The sequence below is a fragment of the Neorhizobium huautlense genome (assembly GCF_002968575.1).
Lineage (GTDB): Bacteria > Pseudomonadota > Alphaproteobacteria > Rhizobiales > Rhizobiaceae > Neorhizobium > Neorhizobium huautlense.
This window is the reverse complement of the sequence record NZ_PVBM01000011.1, coordinates 1-17,175: the sequence shown is the minus strand read 5'-3', so window position 1 is coordinate 17,175 and position 17,175 is coordinate 1. Positions and strand designations below refer to the sequence as shown.

Genomic DNA, 17,175 nt, shown 5'->3' with positions numbered 1-17,175 from the left:
TGATTGCGCAATCTGAAAATTTTTTGCAGTTTGCATTTCGTGGAGGAGAATAATCATGGTGGTGAAGCCTACGGCGGGAAAGCGCGGCAAGAAGAGCCGCAGGGTGCGGCTGGAGGACATAGCCGAGAAAGTCGGCGTCTCGCTGAGCACGGTTTCGCGAGCGCTTGCCGGGGAAAAGGGTGTGCGGGCGGATGTGCGAGAGCGCATCCTGGAGGCTGCCAAGGACGCGAACTACACGGTGCCGACGCCCGTGGCGGGGAAAAAGGTGATCCTTGCCGCCTCGAGCGCGGCGATGATCGACTATGTGCGCAACCAGTTCACGCTCTACGTGCTGGAAGGCCTCAGGGACCGTGCCCAGGCGCTCGGCCTGGAGATCGTCACACGCGCAGTGGCCGATCAGGCGGAAGAGAAAGTGGTGCTGGAGGAGGCACGCGTCGATCCGGATGTCGCCGGACTGCTGTTTCTGACGGTCGACGACGAGGGGATGCTGGCGGCCACCCGCGGCTTCGGCAAACCTGTGGTGCTGATCAACGGCGACGACCCTTACATGTGGCTCTCGAGCGTCACCCCATGCAACCGATCGGCGGCGCATGTGGCGACGGATTATCTGATCCGCCTGGGACACAGGCGCATCCTCTTCCTGATGCGCCCCGGACGGCGCACCATCGAACGGCGCCGGGAAGGCTGGCATGACGCATTCCTGCAGCACGGCCTGCCGTGGTCCGACGACCTGGTGATGCCGGTCGACGACTGGCTGCCGGATCTGGCGGCGCAGGCTGTCAGCGAGCGCTTACGCAGCCGAGGCCTCGACTTCACGGCTGTGCTTGCCGCCGGCGACAGTCTTGCGGTCGGCGCGATGATGGGAGTGCAGCAGATGGGCTATTCGGTGCCGCAGGATGTTTCCGTCATGGGGATGGACGACCTGCCGCAGGCGGCTTTCCTGAACCCCCCGCTGACGACCATGCACATTCCCATGCGCGAGCTCGGCGGCGTGGCGCTGGACCTGTTGCGCGACGCGCTGTCCGGCTTCGCAAGCCCGGTGCGGCGGGTGGAGCTCGCCTGCCATATCGTCGAGCGGCAATCGACGGCGCCGGCGAAGATAAAAGCTTAACAAAACCAAACTAAATCATTCATGCGCCGTTCAGCGGCGCGCGGGAACAATAGCCATGTCTTGCACATTAACGTAGTGAGACAGTCCGCCCGGCAGATGGTCGGTCCGGCGACAATAGGTTTCTCAGGAGGAAGCCCGTGAAGAAAATTCTGATATCCGTTGCAGCACTCTGCGCCATGTTTGCCGCGCCGTCGCTGGCGGAAGCGGCAGTGCGCGGATTTGCCACCGCAAATGTCAATATGCGATCCGGACCGAGCACCGGTTATCCCGCCGTAACGGTCATCCCCGCCGGGGAATCCGTCGTCATCAACGGCTGCCTGAGCAGCGTGAATTGGTGCGACGTATCCTTCTACGGCGGGCGCGGCTGGGTTTCGGGCAATTACGTTCAGGCCAGCTACCGCTCCAACCGCGTTTACGTCGGGCCGCAATATTACCGGCCGCTCGGCATTCCGATGATCACGTTCGACGTCGACACCTATTGGGGCCGCTATTACCGTGATCGCGACTTCTACCGCGAGCGCGACCGGTGGCGGCGCTACACCTGGGACCGGTACGAGCGTCCGGCCCCACCCCCGCCGCCGCGCTGGGACCGCGACCGTGACCGTGACACCTGGGATCGGGATCCGCCGCGCTGGGAGCGCGACCGTGATCGCGATCCGCCGCGATGGGATCGGGACCGCGACGTCCGTCCCCCGCCGCCACGCGTCGACAGGGACGAACCGCGGCGCCCTCCGCCTCCGCGGGTCGAAAGGCGAGACGATGACCGACGTTTTGCGCCTGCAATCGTGCCGGAAGGACGCTGCGGCCCGAACCAGCCCGTTGGGCCGGGATGCCCGGCGCTTCCCAATCCGGGCTGAGCCAGACAGACGGAAGCCGCCTTCGGGCGGCTTCCGTGTTCGAGGGGCGCGGTCTCCTTGCGAGCGTACTGCAGCCTCCATTCTTGCCATTGCGCCTTTTCCCCCTTTTCGATAAGAGACCGCGCAACTTGACAATCCAGCCGCGGACGGCCGGGTTTTGAGGTGGTTCGAAAGCGGATGCCCGGGCTTTCCCAAGCCTTGGGTCGGAACAGTGGTTTTTGTCGTATGGCTCGCATCGTCATGAAGTTCGGCGGCACTTCCGTCGCCAATCTCGAACGCATTCACAACGTTGCGCGCCATGTGAAACGGGAAGTCGAAGCCGGCCATGAGGTGGCGGTCGTCGTGTCGGCCATGTCCGGCAAGACCAACGAGCTTGTCGGCTGGGTGCAGGACGCACCGAAGGTAACGGGGGCCAATTCCCCGTTTTACGACGCACGCGAATACGACGCGGTGGTCGCCTCGGGTGAACAGGTGACGTCGGGACTTCTCGCCATCGCCCTGCAATCGATGGGCATCAATGCCCGCTCCTGGCAGGGCTGGCAGATCCCGATCCGCACCGACAACGCCCATGGCGCTGCACGCATTCTCGAGATCGACGGCTCCGACATCATCAAGCGCATGGGCGAAGGCCAGGTCGCGGTGGTCGCCGGTTTCCAGGGGCTTGGCCCCGACAACCGGATTGCAACGCTTGGCCGCGGCGGTTCCGACACGTCCGCCGTCGCGATCGCGGCTGCGGTCAAGGCCGACCGCTGCGACATCTATACCGATGTGGACGGGGTCTACACGACCGATCCGCGCATCGAGCCGAAGGCGCGCCGCATGAAAAAGGTGTCCTTCGAAGAAATGCTGGAAATGGCATCGCTCGGCTCGAAGGTGCTGCAGGTGCGCTCGGTCGAGCTTGCCATGGTCCACAAGGTCCGCACATTCGTGCGCTCCAGTTTCGAGGATCCCGATGCGCCGGGCATGGGCGACCTCCTGAACCCGCCCGGCACTTTGATTTGCGACGAGGAAGAAATCGTGGAACAGGAAGTCGTCACCGGCATCGCCTATGCCAAGGATGAAGCGCAGATTTCGCTCCGCCGGCTTTCCGACCGGCCGGGCGTTTCGGCAGCGATCTTCGGCCCGCTCGCCGAAGCTCATATAAACGTCGACATGATCGTCCAGAACATCTCGGAAGATGGCTCGAAGACCGACATGACCTTCACCGTGCCGTCCGGCGACGTGCAGAAGGCCATGAAGGTGCTGGAAGACAACAAGGCGAAGATCGGTTTCGACGTGGTCCAGACCGAATCAGGTCTCGCCAAGGTGTCGGTCATCGGCATCGGCATGCGCAGCCATGCCGGCGTTGCCGCGCTTGCTTTCAAGGCACTTGCCGAAAAAGGCATCAACATCAAGGCGATCACCACTTCGGAAATCAAGATTTCCATCCTTATCGATGGCGCTTATTCCGAACTTGCGGTTAGGACTTTGCATTCCGCCTACGGTCTCGATAAGAGTTGAGGATGAGCCGGTTTGGCGCGTCGGTTGTCCGGCGCGGCGTCCCGGATAGGGTGATCTGGGTTCGGGAGCATTGATGCCGATGAGAGACCTGTCGGCAGGACCGCGCGTTCTTTTGAAGCGGCTGCGCGAATTGATGGCGGAGCCGCTCGAGCCACAAGAGCGCCTGGACCGGATCGTCCGGCAGATTGCCAGCAACATGGTGGCAGAAGTCTGCTCGGCTTATGTGCTGCGCTCCGACGGTGTGCTCGAGCTTTACGCCACCGAGGGCCTCAAGAAGGAAGCCGTCCACCTTTCACAATTGAAGATGGGGCAGGGCCTGGTCGGCACGATCGCCGCTTCCGCCCAGCCGCTCAATCTGTCCGATGCCCAGGCGCATCCGGCTTTCCGCTATCTCCCCGAGACGGGCGAGGAAATCTACCACTCCTTCCTCGGCGTTCCGATCCTGCGTGCCGGCCGGACGCTCGGCGTTCTCGTCGTCCAGAACAAGGCGAGCCGGAACTACCGCGAGGACGAAGTCGAGGCGCTCGAAACCACCGCGATGGTGATCGCCGAGATGATCGCTACCGGCGAGCTGAAGAAGATCACCCGGCCGGGGCTCGAGCTCGACCTGACCCGCGCCGTGACGATCAATGCCGACGGCTATAACGAAGGCATCGGGCTCGGCCATGTAGTGCTGCACGAACCGCGCATCGTCGTTACCAATCTGCTCAACGAAGATGCCGACAAGGAGATCGAACGGCTCGCCGAGGCGCTGGGTTCTCTGCGGATCTCGATCGACGACATGCTGTCGCGCCGCGAGGTTTCCCAGGAGGGCGAACACCGCGAGGTTCTGGAAACCTATCGCATGTTCGCTCACGACCAGGGCTGGGTGCGCCGCATGGAAGAGGCGATCCATAACGGCCTGACGGCAGAGGCTGCCGTCGAAAAGGTGCAGAGCGATACGAAGGCGCGCATGATGCGCCTCACCGACCCGTATCTGCGGGAGCGGATGCACGACTTCGACGACCTGGCAAACCGGCTGCTGCGGCAGCTGACCGGCTTTTCCGGCCGTGCCTTCGACGAAGGTTTCCCGGTCGATGCGATCATTCTGGCGCGTGCCATGGGCGCGGCGGAGCTTCTGGATTATCCGCGCGAACGCCTGCGCGGCCTGGTGCTCGAAGACGGAGCCGTGACGAGCCATGTGGTCATCGTTGCGCGCGCCATGGGCATTCCGGTGGTGGGACAGGCGGCCGGCGTGGTGGCGCTTGCCGAAAACGGCGATCCGATCATCATCGACGGCGACGACGGCCAGATCCACCTGCGACCGATGCTCGATCTGCAGAAGGCCTATGAGGAGAAGGTGCGCCTGAGGGCCCGCCGGCAGGAGCAGTTCCGGGCGTTGCGTTCAGTCGAGCCGGTTACGAAGGACGGCAAGCGCATCAGCCTGCAGATGAATGCCGGCCTGATGGTGGATCTTCCGCAACTCGCCGAGTCGGGCGCGGACGGGATCGGCCTCTTCCGTACCGAACTGCAGTTCATGATCGCTTCCACCATGCCGAAACTGGAGGAGCAGGAGAATTTCTACCGCAATGTGTTGAAACAGGCGGCGGGTCGGCCCGTCACTTTCCGGACGCTCGACATCGGCGGCGACAAGGTGGTGTCCTATTTCCGCGCCCATGAAGAGGAAAACCCGGCGCTCGGCTGGCGAGCGATCCGATTGTCGCTCGATCGCCCCGGGCTGTTGCGCACGCAGTTGCGGGCCCTGCTCAGGGCTTCGGCGGGTGCCGAGCTCAAGATGATGCTGCCGATGGTGACCGAAGTTTCGGAAATCCATGCGGTGCGCGACCTGCTGCAAAAGGAAGTGCAACATCTTTCGAAATTCGGCCATAGCCTGCCGCGCAAGCTGCAGTTCGGAGCCATGCTGGAAGTGCCGGCGCTGATGTGGCAGCTCGACGAGCTGATGGCGGAAGTGGATTTCGTCTCGGTCGGGTCGAACGACCTCTTCCAGTTCACCATGGCCGCCGACCGCGGCAATGCGCGCGTCTCCGACCGGTTCGACAATCTCGGGAAACCCTTCCTGCGCATTCTCAGGGACATCGCGCGGGCAGGCGAACGCAACAAGACCACGGTGACCTTGTGTGGCGAAATGGCGAGCAAGCCGCTTTCGGCCATGGCGCTGATCGGTGTCGGTTTCCGTTCGGTTTCGATGGCGGCAACTTCGATCGGGCCGGTCAAGGCGATGCTGCTCAGCCTCGATGCCGACAAGCTGGCCGAGGAATTGAACGCCGCGCTCGACGATACGCGATCGTCGGAAAAGATCCGCGACCTCCTTGTCCGGCATGCCGAAAAGAACGACATCCCTCTCTAGCGGAACAGACAAAGATACGGAGTAGATCAGGTTGGCGAAGCTTCCTGTTGAAAAGATGCGCGAGCTGGAGCGCCGTTTCGGCGAGATCGAGGCGCGCATGTCGGAAGGCCCGGCCGCGGATGTCTATGTGAAGCTGGCCTCGGAATATTCCGAGCTGCAGCCGGTGGTGAAAAAGATCCGCGAGTATGAAAAGACCGTCGCGGAAGCGGCCGATCTGCGTGCCATGCTTGCCGACAAGGCGACCGACCGGGAAATGCGGGAGCTCGCCGAAATGGAGCTGCCGGAGGCGGAGACCCGGATCGAGGCGCTCGAAAAGGACATGCAGATCCTGCTGCTGCCGAAGGATGCGGCGGACGAGAAGAGCGCAATACTGGAAATCCGGGCCGGCACCGGCGGCAACGAGGCAGCGCTTTTTGCCGGCGACCTGTTTCGCATGTACGAGCGTTATGCCAGCGCGCATGGCTGGAAGGTGGAGGTGCTTTCGGCCAGCGAAGGCGAGGCGGGGGGCTATCGTGAAATCATCGCGACGGTTACCGGGCGAGGGGTCTTCTCCAAATTGAAATTCGAATCCGGCGTTCATCGCGTCCAGCGTGTGCCGGACACGGAAACGCAGGGGCGCATCCATACCTCGGCGGCGACCGTCGCAGTGCTGCCGGAAGCTGAAGAGATCGACATCGAAATCCGCGCGGAAGATATCCGCATCGATACCATGCGGTCGTCAGGTGCCGGCGGTCAGCACGTCAACACCACAGATTCCGCCGTGCGCATTACGCATCTGCCGACGGGCATCGTCGTCACCAGCTCGGAAAAGTCGCAGCACCAGAACCGCGCCAAGGCGATGCAGGTGCTGCGGTCGCGGCTCTTCGACATGGAGCGGCAAAGGGCCGACAGCGAGCGCTCGGCCGACCGCAAAAGCCAGGTCGGTTCCGGCGACCGTTCCGAGCGTATCCGCACCTACAACTTTCCGCAGGGGCGCATCACCGACCACCGCATCAACCTGACGCTCTACAAGCTCGACAGGATGATGGAGGGCGAAATCGACGAGGTGGTCGATGCTCTGATCGCCGATTACCAGGCCGGTCAGCTCGCCCAGCTCGGCGAGCAACAGGGATGACGACGCTCGCCGCAGCCGTCGCGGAGGCGAAGAGCCGGTTTTCCGAGGCCGGCCTGCCGGATGCGGCCATCGAATCGAGGCTTTTGGTCGGCGGATTGCTCGCCCTAACAAGCACCGAAGTTTTCACCGGTGGAGAACGCGTCCTGACGGATGCAGAACTGGTGAGGATCGCAAAAGCGGTCGAGCGGCGGTTGAAACGCGAACCGGTGCATCGCATATTAGGGTCACGTGAATTTCACGGGATGGACCTCAAGATCTCGAAAGAGACGCTGGAGCCTCGTCCGGACACGGAAATCCTGGTGGATTGCCTGCTTCCCTATGTGAGGCAGATTGTCGCAGTAAAGGGCGCGGCACGCATCCTAGACCTTGGCACGGGCACCGGCGCAATCGCTCTGGCGCTGCTGAAGGAGGTGCCGGAGGCCCACGGAACGGGTAGCGACATCTCCGAGGATGCATTAAAAACGGCGGCAGAGAATGCAGCTCGTTTGGGGCTGACGGAGAGGTTTGCCACGCTTACCAGCCACTGGTTCGACAAAATTCAGGTGCGTTTCGACATAATCGTGTCAAATCCACCTTATATACGTAGCGACGTTATCCCCGCACTGGAACCGGAAGTTCGGGATTTCGATCCCCCAGCGGCATTGGACGGAGGGCCTGACGGCCTTGAAGCTTATCGAGCGATTGCCGCAGGTGCGGGAGATTTTCTGGAAAAGGATGGCGTAATCGGCGTCGAGATCGGTTTCGATCAGAGGCAAGCGGTAACCGGGATTTTCCGCTCGACCGGGTTTACCCTGGCGCAAGCCAGGCGTGATTACGGTGACAACGATCGCGTCCTTGTATTTACCCGGAGCGACCTTTGATTTTGAACGCAAAAGAAAAGGCTTGGATTCACGCAGGAAGCGGGATAGCTTGCAAGGAACGCACTGGGGCGGCTGGGAATGAACAGCGATTCGTTCGGGTTTAAGGTCAACCCTTGATCCTGCTCTTTTCGGAGAGTTGCGAAGGTTGAGCAATTCCCGGTGCGTGATTCAGTTAATTAAATGAGACAAGCGGCGGGACGCTTTGTTCGTCCTGTGCGCGGCACGCGAAGTCTTGCTCCGGCCTTTGACCGGCGGACCGCGTGGCCCCTTATCAGCGAAGACAGAGAGTTGGTGAACGATAGATGAGGCCAGGACAGCAGAACAAACGCGGTCGAGGGCGCGGCAGCAACAATAACAACGGCGGCGGCGGCAACAACTTCAACCGCAAGGGCGGTAATCCTCTCAGCCGGACGTATGACAGTTCCGGCCCCGACGTGAAGATCCGCGGCACAGCCCAGCATATCGCCGAAAAATACGCAGCCCTTGCCCGGGATGCGCAGAGCTCCGGCGACCGCGTGATGGCCGAGAACTATCTGCAACACGCAGAGCACTATAACCGCATCATCGCAGCCGCCCAGGCGCAGATGCAGGACCGCTTCCAGCGTGACGATCGCGGCGACTTCCAGGAACGCGACGGCAATGCCGCCGACCAGGATGATTTCGAAGCCATGGACGCAGAAGAAGCCGGTTTCGGGCAGCAGCCTGCGATGGCCGGCGAAACCGCGCAGCCGCAGCAACAACAGCCACGCCGCGAACCCCGCGAGCAGAATGCTCAGAGCCAGAATGCGCAGGGCGGGGAACAGCAGCCGCGTGAAAACCGCCGCGACCGCGAACAGCGCCGCGACCGCCGCCAGGAGCGTCCTGCTCCGCAGGTTGCCGAAGCTGCTCCCGTCGTCGACGACGGATCCGGCCCACAGCCGGTGATCGAAGGTACTCCGGCGGAAGTGGCTGTCGAGGAAGAGGCCCAGGCTGAGGGCGCGCCGCGCGAGCGCCGCCGCCGCAACGCCGGCAGCCGTCCGCGCCGACCGCGCCGCGGTGAGGGCGCCGAGGAAGGCGAGGCTTCGAGTGAAGAGGCGCCGCCGGCGCTGGTGGAAGCAGCCGGCGAATAAGCCGTCCGTCAACAGGCGGAACATCCAAGAACTCCGGTCCGATGGGCCGGAGTTTTTGTTTCCGGGGTGTCATGACGCGGCGCCTTCACCTGGGCTTCCGGCTCATGCCTGCGCAACGGTACGCCAGGTTGCCGGCGGGCTGCCGAAAGCCCGCGAGAAGGCGCGATTGAAAGCCGCCTCCGTCGCATATCCGGCTTCATAGGCGATGGCGGTGATCGCCTGTCCCGTCGTCGCCAGCGTAACGCTCGCCAGATAGAGCCGCCAGTCGCGCACATACCGGATGGGCGAGGTGCCGAGCACCGTCTGGAAGCGTTCCGCCAGCACGCTGCGCGACATGCCCGATGCTGCCCACAAATCCTCCAAGGACCAGTCGCGTTTCGGATCGTCGTGGATGAGCGACAGGCAGCGGCAGAGCGCCGGGTCGGCAAGCGCCGCCAGCCAGCCGGTGGCCCGCGGTTCCGCCATCATGATCCGGTGGCGGAGGATCTCGATGAAGATGATTTCAGTCAGCCTTGGCAGCATGGAAATCCCACCTGCGCGCGGGCTGTCGACTTCGTCCACCATCTGGCGGATTGTGGCCCGCAGCCAGTCGCCGTCGTTGGCGCCGCGCGTCCTTACATGGATCAGCTTCGGCAGCGCCCGCTTGAACGGTACAAAACCCAGTGCATCGCATTGAAGGTAACCGCAGAGCAGCCTGACGCCCTGGCCGTCGCCGCCATGCCGGATGACGGGAATTTGCCGCCATGGCTTCGGCGGCAATTCGCGGGTTGGATTGACCAACGAGCCGTCGGCCCCCGCGCCCAGCTGATGCCCGGTGCCAAAAGGAAAAACGACCACGTCGCCCGTTTCCAGCAGGGCCTCTTCCTCTTCCATCTTCAGCCAGCAATTTCCGGCGACGACGATGTGAAACGGTATCGTAGCGCTCGGCCTTCCGGAGAGGCCTGCCATGGAGGGCGTTGCGTCCGTCTGCCAGTTTCCGGAGGGCATGAAGCAGAATTGAAGCGACCCGGTAAGGCGGATCGTCGAGAGCAGTGCCGAGAGCACGTCGTCCCGCGCAACACCCAGAGTGTGATCAGGATTTTCGGACAAAGCTTCACGCATTTCGGCCAAAGACGGGTGCGGCCCGCCTTCCTACAGTGAAGAGGTTCAATTCAACTGTGGGAGGATACTATGCAAACAGCAACTGACAAACTGGTGGTGCTGGTCACCAAGGGCATCGATTCCGAACTTTCGTCCGTCGCCTTCACGATCGCCAACGGCGGCATCACCGCGGGGCTCAAGGTCTCGGTCTTCCTGACCAGCGCCGCAATCGACCTGGTTCGCAAGGGCGGGCAGAAGATGACCCATGTCCCGCCGCTCGATCCGCTTGCGCAATCGATCGCCGATTTCCAGAGCCGCGGTGGCACCATCTGGGCCTGCCCGCCCTGCGTAAAGTCTCGCGGCTACGAGCAGGACGACCTTCTCGACGGCGTCGTTGTGGTCGGCGCAAGCGCGATGCATGCCGAGATCAAGGAGGGAGCGGCGACACTGTCGTTCTGATCGCAGGATATGTCGGGCCGGCCGTATTTTTCGTGCCGGCTTGAACGTCATGGCACGTCTGAAACCTGGTTTATTGTCCGCTTCGGCCCGCCAAAGGGTCGTTTGGGCCGCCCATATAGGAAGGCCGTTACCGCAAAGCACTGGATCGCTATTGCCAATAGAAAAACGGCGGGGTCAGCGATTGTCCTGGCGATGCCAAACAGCGCAGGTGCAAGAGCATATGCTGCTTGACTCAAAGCCACGATCAGCGGCACCACGCGCGAGACATCGGCTTTGTTGAATTCCACCTGTGCGATGAGAGGCGGAAGCGACGTGGCGTTCCCAATGCCGAGGCCGAAAAGCAGGACCCCGACAATCATAGCCGCGGTGGTCTCTCCACCCGCCGCCAAAAGCGTCAGGGAGCCGATGATCTGGACGCCATAACTTGCGGAAGCGATCAAACGACGGTCTGCCGAAATCGGCATCAACCAGCCGATACTGGTGCGCCCGGCGATTGCCGACAGGGTTGCACCACCCATCAGGAGGCCTGCTGTTTGCGAGCCGAAGACCGGAACCATGATGGAAAAAAGATGAGCCAGCAGTCCTATCTGCGCGAACAACCCGGCAGCCATACCTACTGCAAGCGTTATGAAGCGGCGGTCGCGCCACAGCAAGCCGCGTGGCAAGGTCGCTGCGAGCGAAGGAGCCGTCCGCGAAACCAGCTGGCCTGGCTGGAGGCCGTCCGGCGATTGACCCAATGTCTCGGGAGATTTGGAAAATACCAGAACAGCTAGCGCGGCCACGGTAGCGACCATAGAAATTCCCACGATGAAGGCTGCCTGAGAAAATCCGCTCGATGCGATGAGCATGACCCACAAGGGCGAGAAAATCACACCACCCACACTCGCTCCATTGTAAGCCATGGACAATGCTGCCGGACGGCTGCGGATAAACCAGGGAGATATGATGGCGTTGACGGCGGCAGCGCCCATTGCCACCCAACCCGTTCCGGTTAACAGAGCGGCTGCAAACAGGTGCCAGGGCTGATCGGCCACAGACCAGCCGCCAACACCGACGGCGAGAAAAGCGGCTCCAGTAACGGTTACAACGGGAACGCTTAAAAGCCGATAAAGTCGAGGAAGGTTCGCAACGACTGCTGCGCCGACGAGAAAGTGCAGCGTGACGGCAGTCGATACGAGCGTGACCGACCATCCTGTCCGCTGAACCACCATCTGCAAGTAGATCGGGGGGCCATAAAAACCGACACCCCAGCCAAATATTGCGAGGATAAAAGTAGCAGTGACGACGCGCCAGCCGAAAAAGGGCGGCTTTTTAGATGCTGGTGAAGATGTCATGGCGCGGGTTCCAATTGTGATTGGCCCTTATTGCCAGTTTGGATAAAGCAAAGCTTCGGTCAGGATCGAAGTATCCGCGCGCTTGGCCTTATGGCCGCTTGGCGCGAAGCCGGTCTTTCAACCAGTTCAGTTGTCCATCGCCTTTCGCGAAAAGAGGATCAAAACCTCCTCCGCCGGTTCTTTAAATCCTCAAAAGCCCTTACCATATCTCCAGCAACGCCGAGCGATCGGCAGGGCTCGCCTTTGAGGGAGCTCAATCTCAATCATCGGCTTGTGCCTTATAAAGGGCAGGTCGATCACTGGAGGTCAGAGAATGAACATCGAAAAATATTCCGAGCGCGTCCGCGGTTTCCTGCAGTCGGCCCAGACCCAGGCTCTGGCTTCGGGACACCAGCAGTTTGCCCCCGAGCACGTGCTGAAAGTCCTGCTCGACGACGATCAGGGCATGGCATCCTCGCTTATCGAGCGCGCCGGCGGCAGCGCCAAGGAAGCGCGCATCGCCAACGACGCAGCCCTTGCCAAACTGCCGAAGGTATCCGGCGGCAGCGGTGAAATCTACCTTTCCCAGCCGCTCGCCAAGGTGTTTTCGACGGCCGAGGACGCCGCCAAGAAGGCCGGCGACAGTTTCGTCACCGTCGAACGCCTGCTTCTCGCGCTTATCATCGAGAGTTCGGCTTCCACCGCCGCGACGCTGAAAAAGGCCGGGGTGACCGCGCAGGGCCTCAATCAGGTCATCAACGATATCCGCAAGGGCCGCACGGCTGACAGCGCCAATGCCGAACAGGGCTTCGAGGCGCTGAAGAAATATGCGCGCGACCTGACGGCGGAAGCCCGCGACGGCAAGCTCGATCCGGTCATCGGCCGCGACGACGAAATCCGCCGCACGATCCAGGTCCTTTCCCGCCGCACCAAGAATAATCCGGTCCTTATCGGCGAGCCCGGCGTCGGCAAGACGGCGATCGCCGAGGGTCTGGCATTGCGCATCGTCAACGGCGACGTGCCGGAAAGCCTGAAAGACAAGAAGCTGATGGCGCTCGATATGGGCGCGCTGATTGCCGGAGCGAAATATCGCGGCGAATTCGAGGAACGGCTGAAGAGCGTTCTGAACGAGGTGCAGTCGGAAAACGGCGAGATCATCCTCTTCATCGACGAGATGCACACGCTGGTCGGCGCCGGCAAGTCCGAAGGCGCGATGGATGCGTCCAACCTCCTGAAGCCGGCGCTTGCCCGTGGCGAGCTGCATTGCGTCGGGGCGACCACGCTCGACGAATACCGCAAGCATGTGGAAAAGGATGCAGCCCTTGCCCGGCGTTTCCAGCCGGTCATGGTCGATGAGCCGACCGTCGAGGACACGATCTCGATCCTGCGCGGCTTGAAGGAAAAGTACGAACAGCACCACAAGGTCCGCATTTCGGATTCGGCGCTTGTCGCGGCTGCGACGCTTTCCAACCGCTATATCACCGACCGATTCCTGCCGGACAAGGCGATCGACCTGATGGACGAGGCCGCCTCGCGGCTGCGCATGCAGGTGGATTCGAAGCCTGAAGAGCTTGACGAGCTCGACCGCCGCATCATGCAGCTCAAGATCGAGCGGGAAGCGCTAAAGAAGGAAACCGACTGCGCCTCGGCCGACCGGCTGCAGCGTCTGGAAGGCGAGGTAACTTCGCTTGAGGAACAGGCGGATGCGCTGACGGCCCGCTGGCAGGCGGAAAAGCAGAAGCTCGGCCTTGCCGCCGACCTCAAGCGGCAGCTTGACGAAGCCCGCAACGAGCTGGCGACCGCCCAGCGCAAGGGTGAATACCAGCGCGCCGGCGAACTGACCTATGGCGTCATCCCCGATCTGGAAAAGCGCCTCGAGGATGCCGAAGCCAAGGACAATTCGACCAATGCCATGGTGCAGGAAGTCGTGACGCCTGATGCGATCGCCCATGTCGTTTCCCGGTGGACGGGGATTCCGGTCGACAAGATGCTGGAAGGCGAGCGCGAAAAGCTGCTTCGGATGGAAGACGAACTGGCGAAATCCGTGGTCGGCCAAGGGGATGCCGTGCAGGCGGTTTCGCGCGCAGTCCGCCGTTCGCGTGCCGGTCTGCAGGATCCGAACCGGCCTATCGGCTCGTTCATCTTCCTCGGTCCGACCGGTGTCGGTAAGACGGAGCTGACGAAGTCGCTCGCCCGCTTCCTGTTCGACGACGAGGCCGCGATGGTGCGCATCGACATGTCGGAGTACATGGAAAAGCACTCCGTGGCACGCCTGATCGGTGCGCCTCCCGGTTATGTCGGCTACGAAGAAGGCGGCGCGCTGACGGAAGCGGTCCGCCGCAAGCCTTACCAGGTGGTGCTGTTCGACGAGATCGAGAAAGCGCATCCCGACGTCTTCAACGTTCTCCTGCAGGTGCTCGATGACGGGCGCCTGACGGACGGGCAGGGCCGGACGGTCGACTTCAAGAACACGATCATCATCATGACCTCCAACCTCGGCGCGGAATATCTTACCAGCCTGCGTGAGGGTGAAGACGTCGACAGTGTTCGCGATCAGGTGATGGACGTGGTCAAGGCTTCGTTCCGTCCGGAATTCCTCAACCGCGTCGACGAAATCATCCTCTTCCATCGCCTGCGCCGCAGCGAGATGGGGGCGATTGTCGACATACAGATGAAGCGGCTCCTGAACCTGCTTGCCGAGCGCAAGATCGGCATCGATCTCGGCCAGGATGCCCGCGAATGGCTGGCGGAAAAAGGCTACGATCCGGTCTATGGCGCGCGGCCGCTGAAGCGGGTGATCCAGAAATATCTGCAGGACCCGCTTGCCGAGCAGATCCTCGGCGGCCAGATCCCGGATGCTTCGATCGTAGCGGTCAGTTCGGGTTCCGACCGGCTTCTGTTCCGCGTCAAACGGGACGTCAGCGAGGCGGCGTAAGGCCAAGCGAACAGACAAAAAGCAAATGGCGGCTTCGGCCGCCATTTTCATGTCCGAGATCGGGAGGATTACCGGCTGGCGACTTCGTCCGGCGGCTGGGTGTTGAGGAGGGCGTCGATACGCTTGCGTTCCTCTTCGAAACGGACGAGCGCCTTGCCGCTCAGCGAGCTGCCGCCGGGAAGACGGACCTTCATCGGATCGACCTTGGTGCCGTTGACGATCAGCTCGTAGTGCAGATGCGAACCGGTGGATTGGCCGGTCGAGCCGACATAACCGATCACCTGGCCCTGGGTTACCTTCGCACCTTCGCGAATGCCGGACGCGATCGCGCTCTGGTGGTTGTAGGAGGATTCATAGCCGTTGGCATGCCGGATAATCGTCTGGTTGCCGTAACCGCCGGAATCCCAGCCGGCTTTTTCCACCACGCCGTTGCCGGCAGCGATGATCGGGGTTCCTCGGGGGGCCGCCCAGTCGACGCCGGTGTGGAGACGGGCATAACCGCCAAGAAGCGGATGGCCGCGCATGCCGAAGCCGGAGGTCATGCGGCCGTTGGGGAGTGGATTGCGCAGCAGGAACTGCCGTATGCTTTTTCCGTTCTCGTCGAAATAGTCGATCGAATTGTCATCGACATTCTGGAAACGATAAAAGCGTGTCGACGTTTCGCCGAAATGGGCGTCCACGAAGAGGAGTTCGGAATTCTTGCCAGCCTGGCCTTTCTCGTCGGTAACGGAGAAGAAGGCTTCGATCCGGTCGGTGGGCTTCAACTGCGCCTGAAGGTCGACATTGCTCGCCAGCAGCTTCACCAGCAGGCCGGTCATCTCCTTGCTCATGCCATAGGAGAGGGCGGCGCGATAGATGCCGTCATAGACGCGCGGCAATTCCCGGCCGGTGACGATCTGCGGCGGCTGCTCGCTGAAGGCAGAGGCGACCGCATCCAGCATCGGCGGCTCCTCGCCATCCACAAACCGACCATGGTCATCAAGCGCCACGGTCACCTGATGCCTGCCCTTCCGATAAAGGCTGGCGCGGACGACCAGAACCATGTCGCCTTGCTGGATCACGCCGATGCGCAGCACGTCGCCCGGGCCAAGATCGGCTTCACCGAGCCGGGATTGCAGATAGCCGGATATTTCGCGGGCCTTGCCCTCCGGGTAACCGACTTCCGTCATGGCCTGCGTCACGGTTTCGGGCTTGCGGACGGGAATGATGTCATCGGCATATTCGCGTGTACGCGAGGTGATCGGCTCGGGGGCCGAAACCGATATGTTCTCCTCGACGATACGCGCCGAAAGCCCCGCGGTTATGTCGAGGCCGCCATCGTCGTCCTTGGAGGAGAAACGCTGGGGGTCGACGTAATAGAGGGCAGAGAGCTGGGTATTGCCGTCGGTGAGGACGGAACCGTTGGAACGGACGTTTTCCTCCACCTCCTCCAGCGTCATCGTCGGGGCATAGGCATAGGCGCTGCCCTTTACCGGAAAGGCGACGGTCTGTAGGCTGACTTCGGATTCGACGTTGGAGCCGTAAATGGTGCCGGCGCGAGCCGCCGCCGGCGGAGGAGTCTCGCTGGAAGAGAAGATCGTCAGCGGGTCGAAAGCCGGATAATCCTCCTGCGCTACGTGATTGGCGGCAAGCGTCATCTTCACATGGGCGAAGGGCCGCCGGCGAACAACCTCCTTGCTTCCCTCATGGGCGACGGTGGAGACCTCCAGGATCTTCCGGTCGGTCGGCATGGCGACGATATTGCCGGCAAGAAGGCGTTTGCCGCGGGAAGCGCTGTCGGAGTCATTGGTCGGGATCGAGGCGGAAGCCTCCGCGGGGATGGCAAGCTGCCGGCGCCCGTCGAGGGCGGCAAACAAAGCGACACCCATCAGGATCGAAGAGGTTATGCCGGTCAGAAAGGTGCCCGACAGCCAACGGAGCGAAATCTCCCGGCGATCCGGAGCACGACGGCCGTCGGCGAGGATCGGCGGTTCGTTGCCGAGTGAGCGGAGCATGCTGCGGGCCGTGATCATGCCAGTCTTAAGCCAGTTCCCTGATACTCGTTAATACCGCATGCAGAATAGACATTCTGCCTTTGGAACCTTGGGCCAAACATGTGCCCGTTTCAAACAGGAGAGTCAAATCGGCCAGGTTGCAAAGGCGTGCATTGCTTGAAATCGGCCTGCGAATCCCCATCTACTCTCTGGTAACCATGAGATTGTGATCATGTCGGGGCAAATTTGGGGCGCCCGCCCGCTGGCGGCCGTCTCGCGGGCTTTGCAACGGCGTCGCAGTTCCAAAGGGACAGGGTTTTTTGGCGTTTTCCCGAAACTTTCCAGAGAAATCAGTAGGTTATGATTTTTCTGGAAAATTCCAAATCAAGCCTGTTGACTTGTTTGTGGGCATGGATTTATAACCCCGCTCACTGACGAGGGCGGCGGCGCTGCTGGCGACGACGACTTTCGTTCTGAAGAAATCACTGATTGATTGGCGCATGCTGGTTGGGACCGA

12 protein-coding genes are annotated in these 17,175 nt (G+C 61.9%); 9 read left to right on the top strand and 3 right to left on the bottom strand.

Annotated elements, in window-relative coordinates; genetic code table 11:
• The first annotated feature begins 55 nt into the window (after window positions 1-55).
• From C5L12_RS13835 to C5L12_RS13805, 7 genes are all read left to right on the top strand, one after another.
• Window positions 56-1,111, top strand: a complete 1,056-nt coding sequence (locus tag C5L12_RS13835; protein WP_105372636.1) for a LacI family DNA-binding transcriptional regulator — start codon at window positions 56-58, stop codon at window positions 1,109-1,111.
• 137 nt (window positions 1,112-1,248) lie between these two features.
• Window positions 1,249-1,968 (top strand): SH3 domain-containing protein, encoded by a 720-nt coding sequence (locus C5L12_RS13830; protein ID WP_105372635.1) that lies wholly within the window; start codon window positions 1,249-1,251, stop codon window positions 1,966-1,968.
• A 225-nt stretch (window positions 1,969-2,193) separates the two neighbouring features.
• Entirely contained in the window at window positions 2,194-3,468 is a 1,275-nt protein-coding gene (locus C5L12_RS13825) for an aspartate kinase (RefSeq protein ID WP_105372634.1), read from the top strand.
• 79 nt (window positions 3,469-3,547) lie between these two features.
• A complete protein-coding gene (gene ptsP / locus C5L12_RS13820; protein ID WP_105372770.1) occupies window positions 3,548-5,815 on the top strand; it encodes a phosphoenolpyruvate--protein phosphotransferase in 2,268 nt (755 codons plus the stop codon).
• A 31-nt stretch (window positions 5,816-5,846) separates the two neighbouring features.
• Window positions 5,847-6,929, top strand: a complete 1,083-nt coding sequence (gene prfA, locus C5L12_RS13815) for a peptide chain release factor 1 (protein WP_105372633.1) — start codon at window positions 5,847-5,849, stop codon at window positions 6,927-6,929.
• Window positions 6,926-7,789, top strand: coding sequence for a peptide chain release factor N(5)-glutamine methyltransferase (gene prmC / locus C5L12_RS13810; protein WP_105372632.1), 864 nt, complete (start codon window positions 6,926-6,928; stop codon window positions 7,787-7,789). Before prfA ends, prmC begins: the two co-directional genes overlap by 4 nt.
• A 302-nt stretch (window positions 7,790-8,091) precedes the next feature.
• Window positions 8,092-8,898 carry a DUF4167 domain-containing protein gene (locus tag C5L12_RS13805; RefSeq protein ID WP_105372631.1) on the top strand — a complete coding sequence of 269 codons (807 nt, stop codon included), beginning with the start codon at window positions 8,092-8,094 and terminating at the stop codon, window positions 8,896-8,898.
• Between the two features lie 102 nt (window positions 8,899-9,000).
• Here C5L12_RS13805 and C5L12_RS13800 read toward each other — a convergent pair whose 3' ends face one another.
• Entirely contained in the window at window positions 9,001-9,999 is a 999-nt protein-coding gene (locus C5L12_RS13800; RefSeq protein ID WP_105372630.1) for an AraC family transcriptional regulator, read from the bottom strand.
• Window positions 10,000-10,068: 69 nt separating this feature from the next.
• On the opposite strand from C5L12_RS13800, the gene C5L12_RS13795 reads away from it, so the two are divergent.
• Window positions 10,069-10,437 carry a DsrE family protein gene (locus C5L12_RS13795; protein WP_105372629.1) on the top strand — a complete coding sequence of 123 codons (369 nt, stop codon included), beginning with the start codon at window positions 10,069-10,071 and terminating at the stop codon, window positions 10,435-10,437.
• A 47-nt stretch (window positions 10,438-10,484) separates the two neighbouring features.
• Here the strand turns inward: C5L12_RS13795 and C5L12_RS13790 are convergent, their stop codons facing one another.
• On the bottom strand, window positions 10,485-11,771 hold the full coding sequence (locus C5L12_RS13790; protein WP_105372628.1) for an MFS transporter: 1,287 nt from the start codon (window positions 11,769-11,771) through the stop codon (window positions 10,485-10,487).
• 313 nt (window positions 11,772-12,084) lie between these two features.
• On the opposite strand from C5L12_RS13790, the gene clpB reads away from it, so the two are divergent.
• Window positions 12,085-14,685: an ATP-dependent chaperone ClpB gene (gene clpB / locus C5L12_RS13785; protein ID WP_105372627.1), complete on the top strand. Its 2,601-nt coding sequence runs from the start codon at window positions 12,085-12,087 to the stop codon at window positions 14,683-14,685.
• A 68-nt stretch (window positions 14,686-14,753) separates the two neighbouring features.
• Here clpB and C5L12_RS13780 read toward each other — a convergent pair whose 3' ends face one another.
• Window positions 14,754-16,697 (bottom strand): M23 family metallopeptidase, encoded by a 1,944-nt coding sequence (locus C5L12_RS13780; protein WP_105372626.1) that lies wholly within the window; start codon window positions 16,695-16,697, stop codon window positions 14,754-14,756.
• Between the last annotated feature and the right edge of the window lie 478 nt (window positions 16,698-17,175).

Excerpts from the sequence above, each read along its gene's own strand:
- C5L12_RS13780 (WP_105372626.1), bottom strand. The coding sequence starts at position 16,697 with ATGATCACGGCCCGCAGCATGCTCCGCTCACTCGGCAACGAACCGCCG.
- C5L12_RS13790 (WP_105372628.1), bottom strand. The coding sequence starts at position 11,771 with ATGACATCTTCACCAGCATCTAAAAAGCCGCCCTTTTTCGGCTGGCGC.
- C5L12_RS13835 (WP_105372636.1), top strand. The coding sequence starts at position 56 with ATGGTGGTGAAGCCTACGGCGGGAAAGCGCGGCAAGAAGAGCCGCAGG.
- C5L12_RS13800 (WP_105372630.1), bottom strand. The coding sequence starts at position 9,999 with ATGCGTGAAGCTTTGTCCGAAAATCCTGATCACACTCTGGGTGTTGCG.
- C5L12_RS13825 (WP_105372634.1), top strand. The coding sequence starts at position 2,194 with ATGGCTCGCATCGTCATGAAGTTCGGCGGCACTTCCGTCGCCAATCTC.
- prmC (WP_105372632.1), top strand. The coding sequence starts at position 6,926 with ATGACGACGCTCGCCGCAGCCGTCGCGGAGGCGAAGAGCCGGTTTTCC.
- C5L12_RS13805 (WP_105372631.1), top strand. The coding sequence starts at position 8,092 with ATGAGGCCAGGACAGCAGAACAAACGCGGTCGAGGGCGCGGCAGCAAC.
- clpB (WP_105372627.1), top strand. The coding sequence starts at position 12,085 with ATGAACATCGAAAAATATTCCGAGCGCGTCCGCGGTTTCCTGCAGTCG.
- C5L12_RS13795 (WP_105372629.1), top strand. The coding sequence starts at position 10,069 with ATGCAAACAGCAACTGACAAACTGGTGGTGCTGGTCACCAAGGGCATC.
- ptsP (WP_105372770.1), top strand. The coding sequence starts at position 3,548 with ATGAGAGACCTGTCGGCAGGACCGCGCGTTCTTTTGAAGCGGCTGCGC.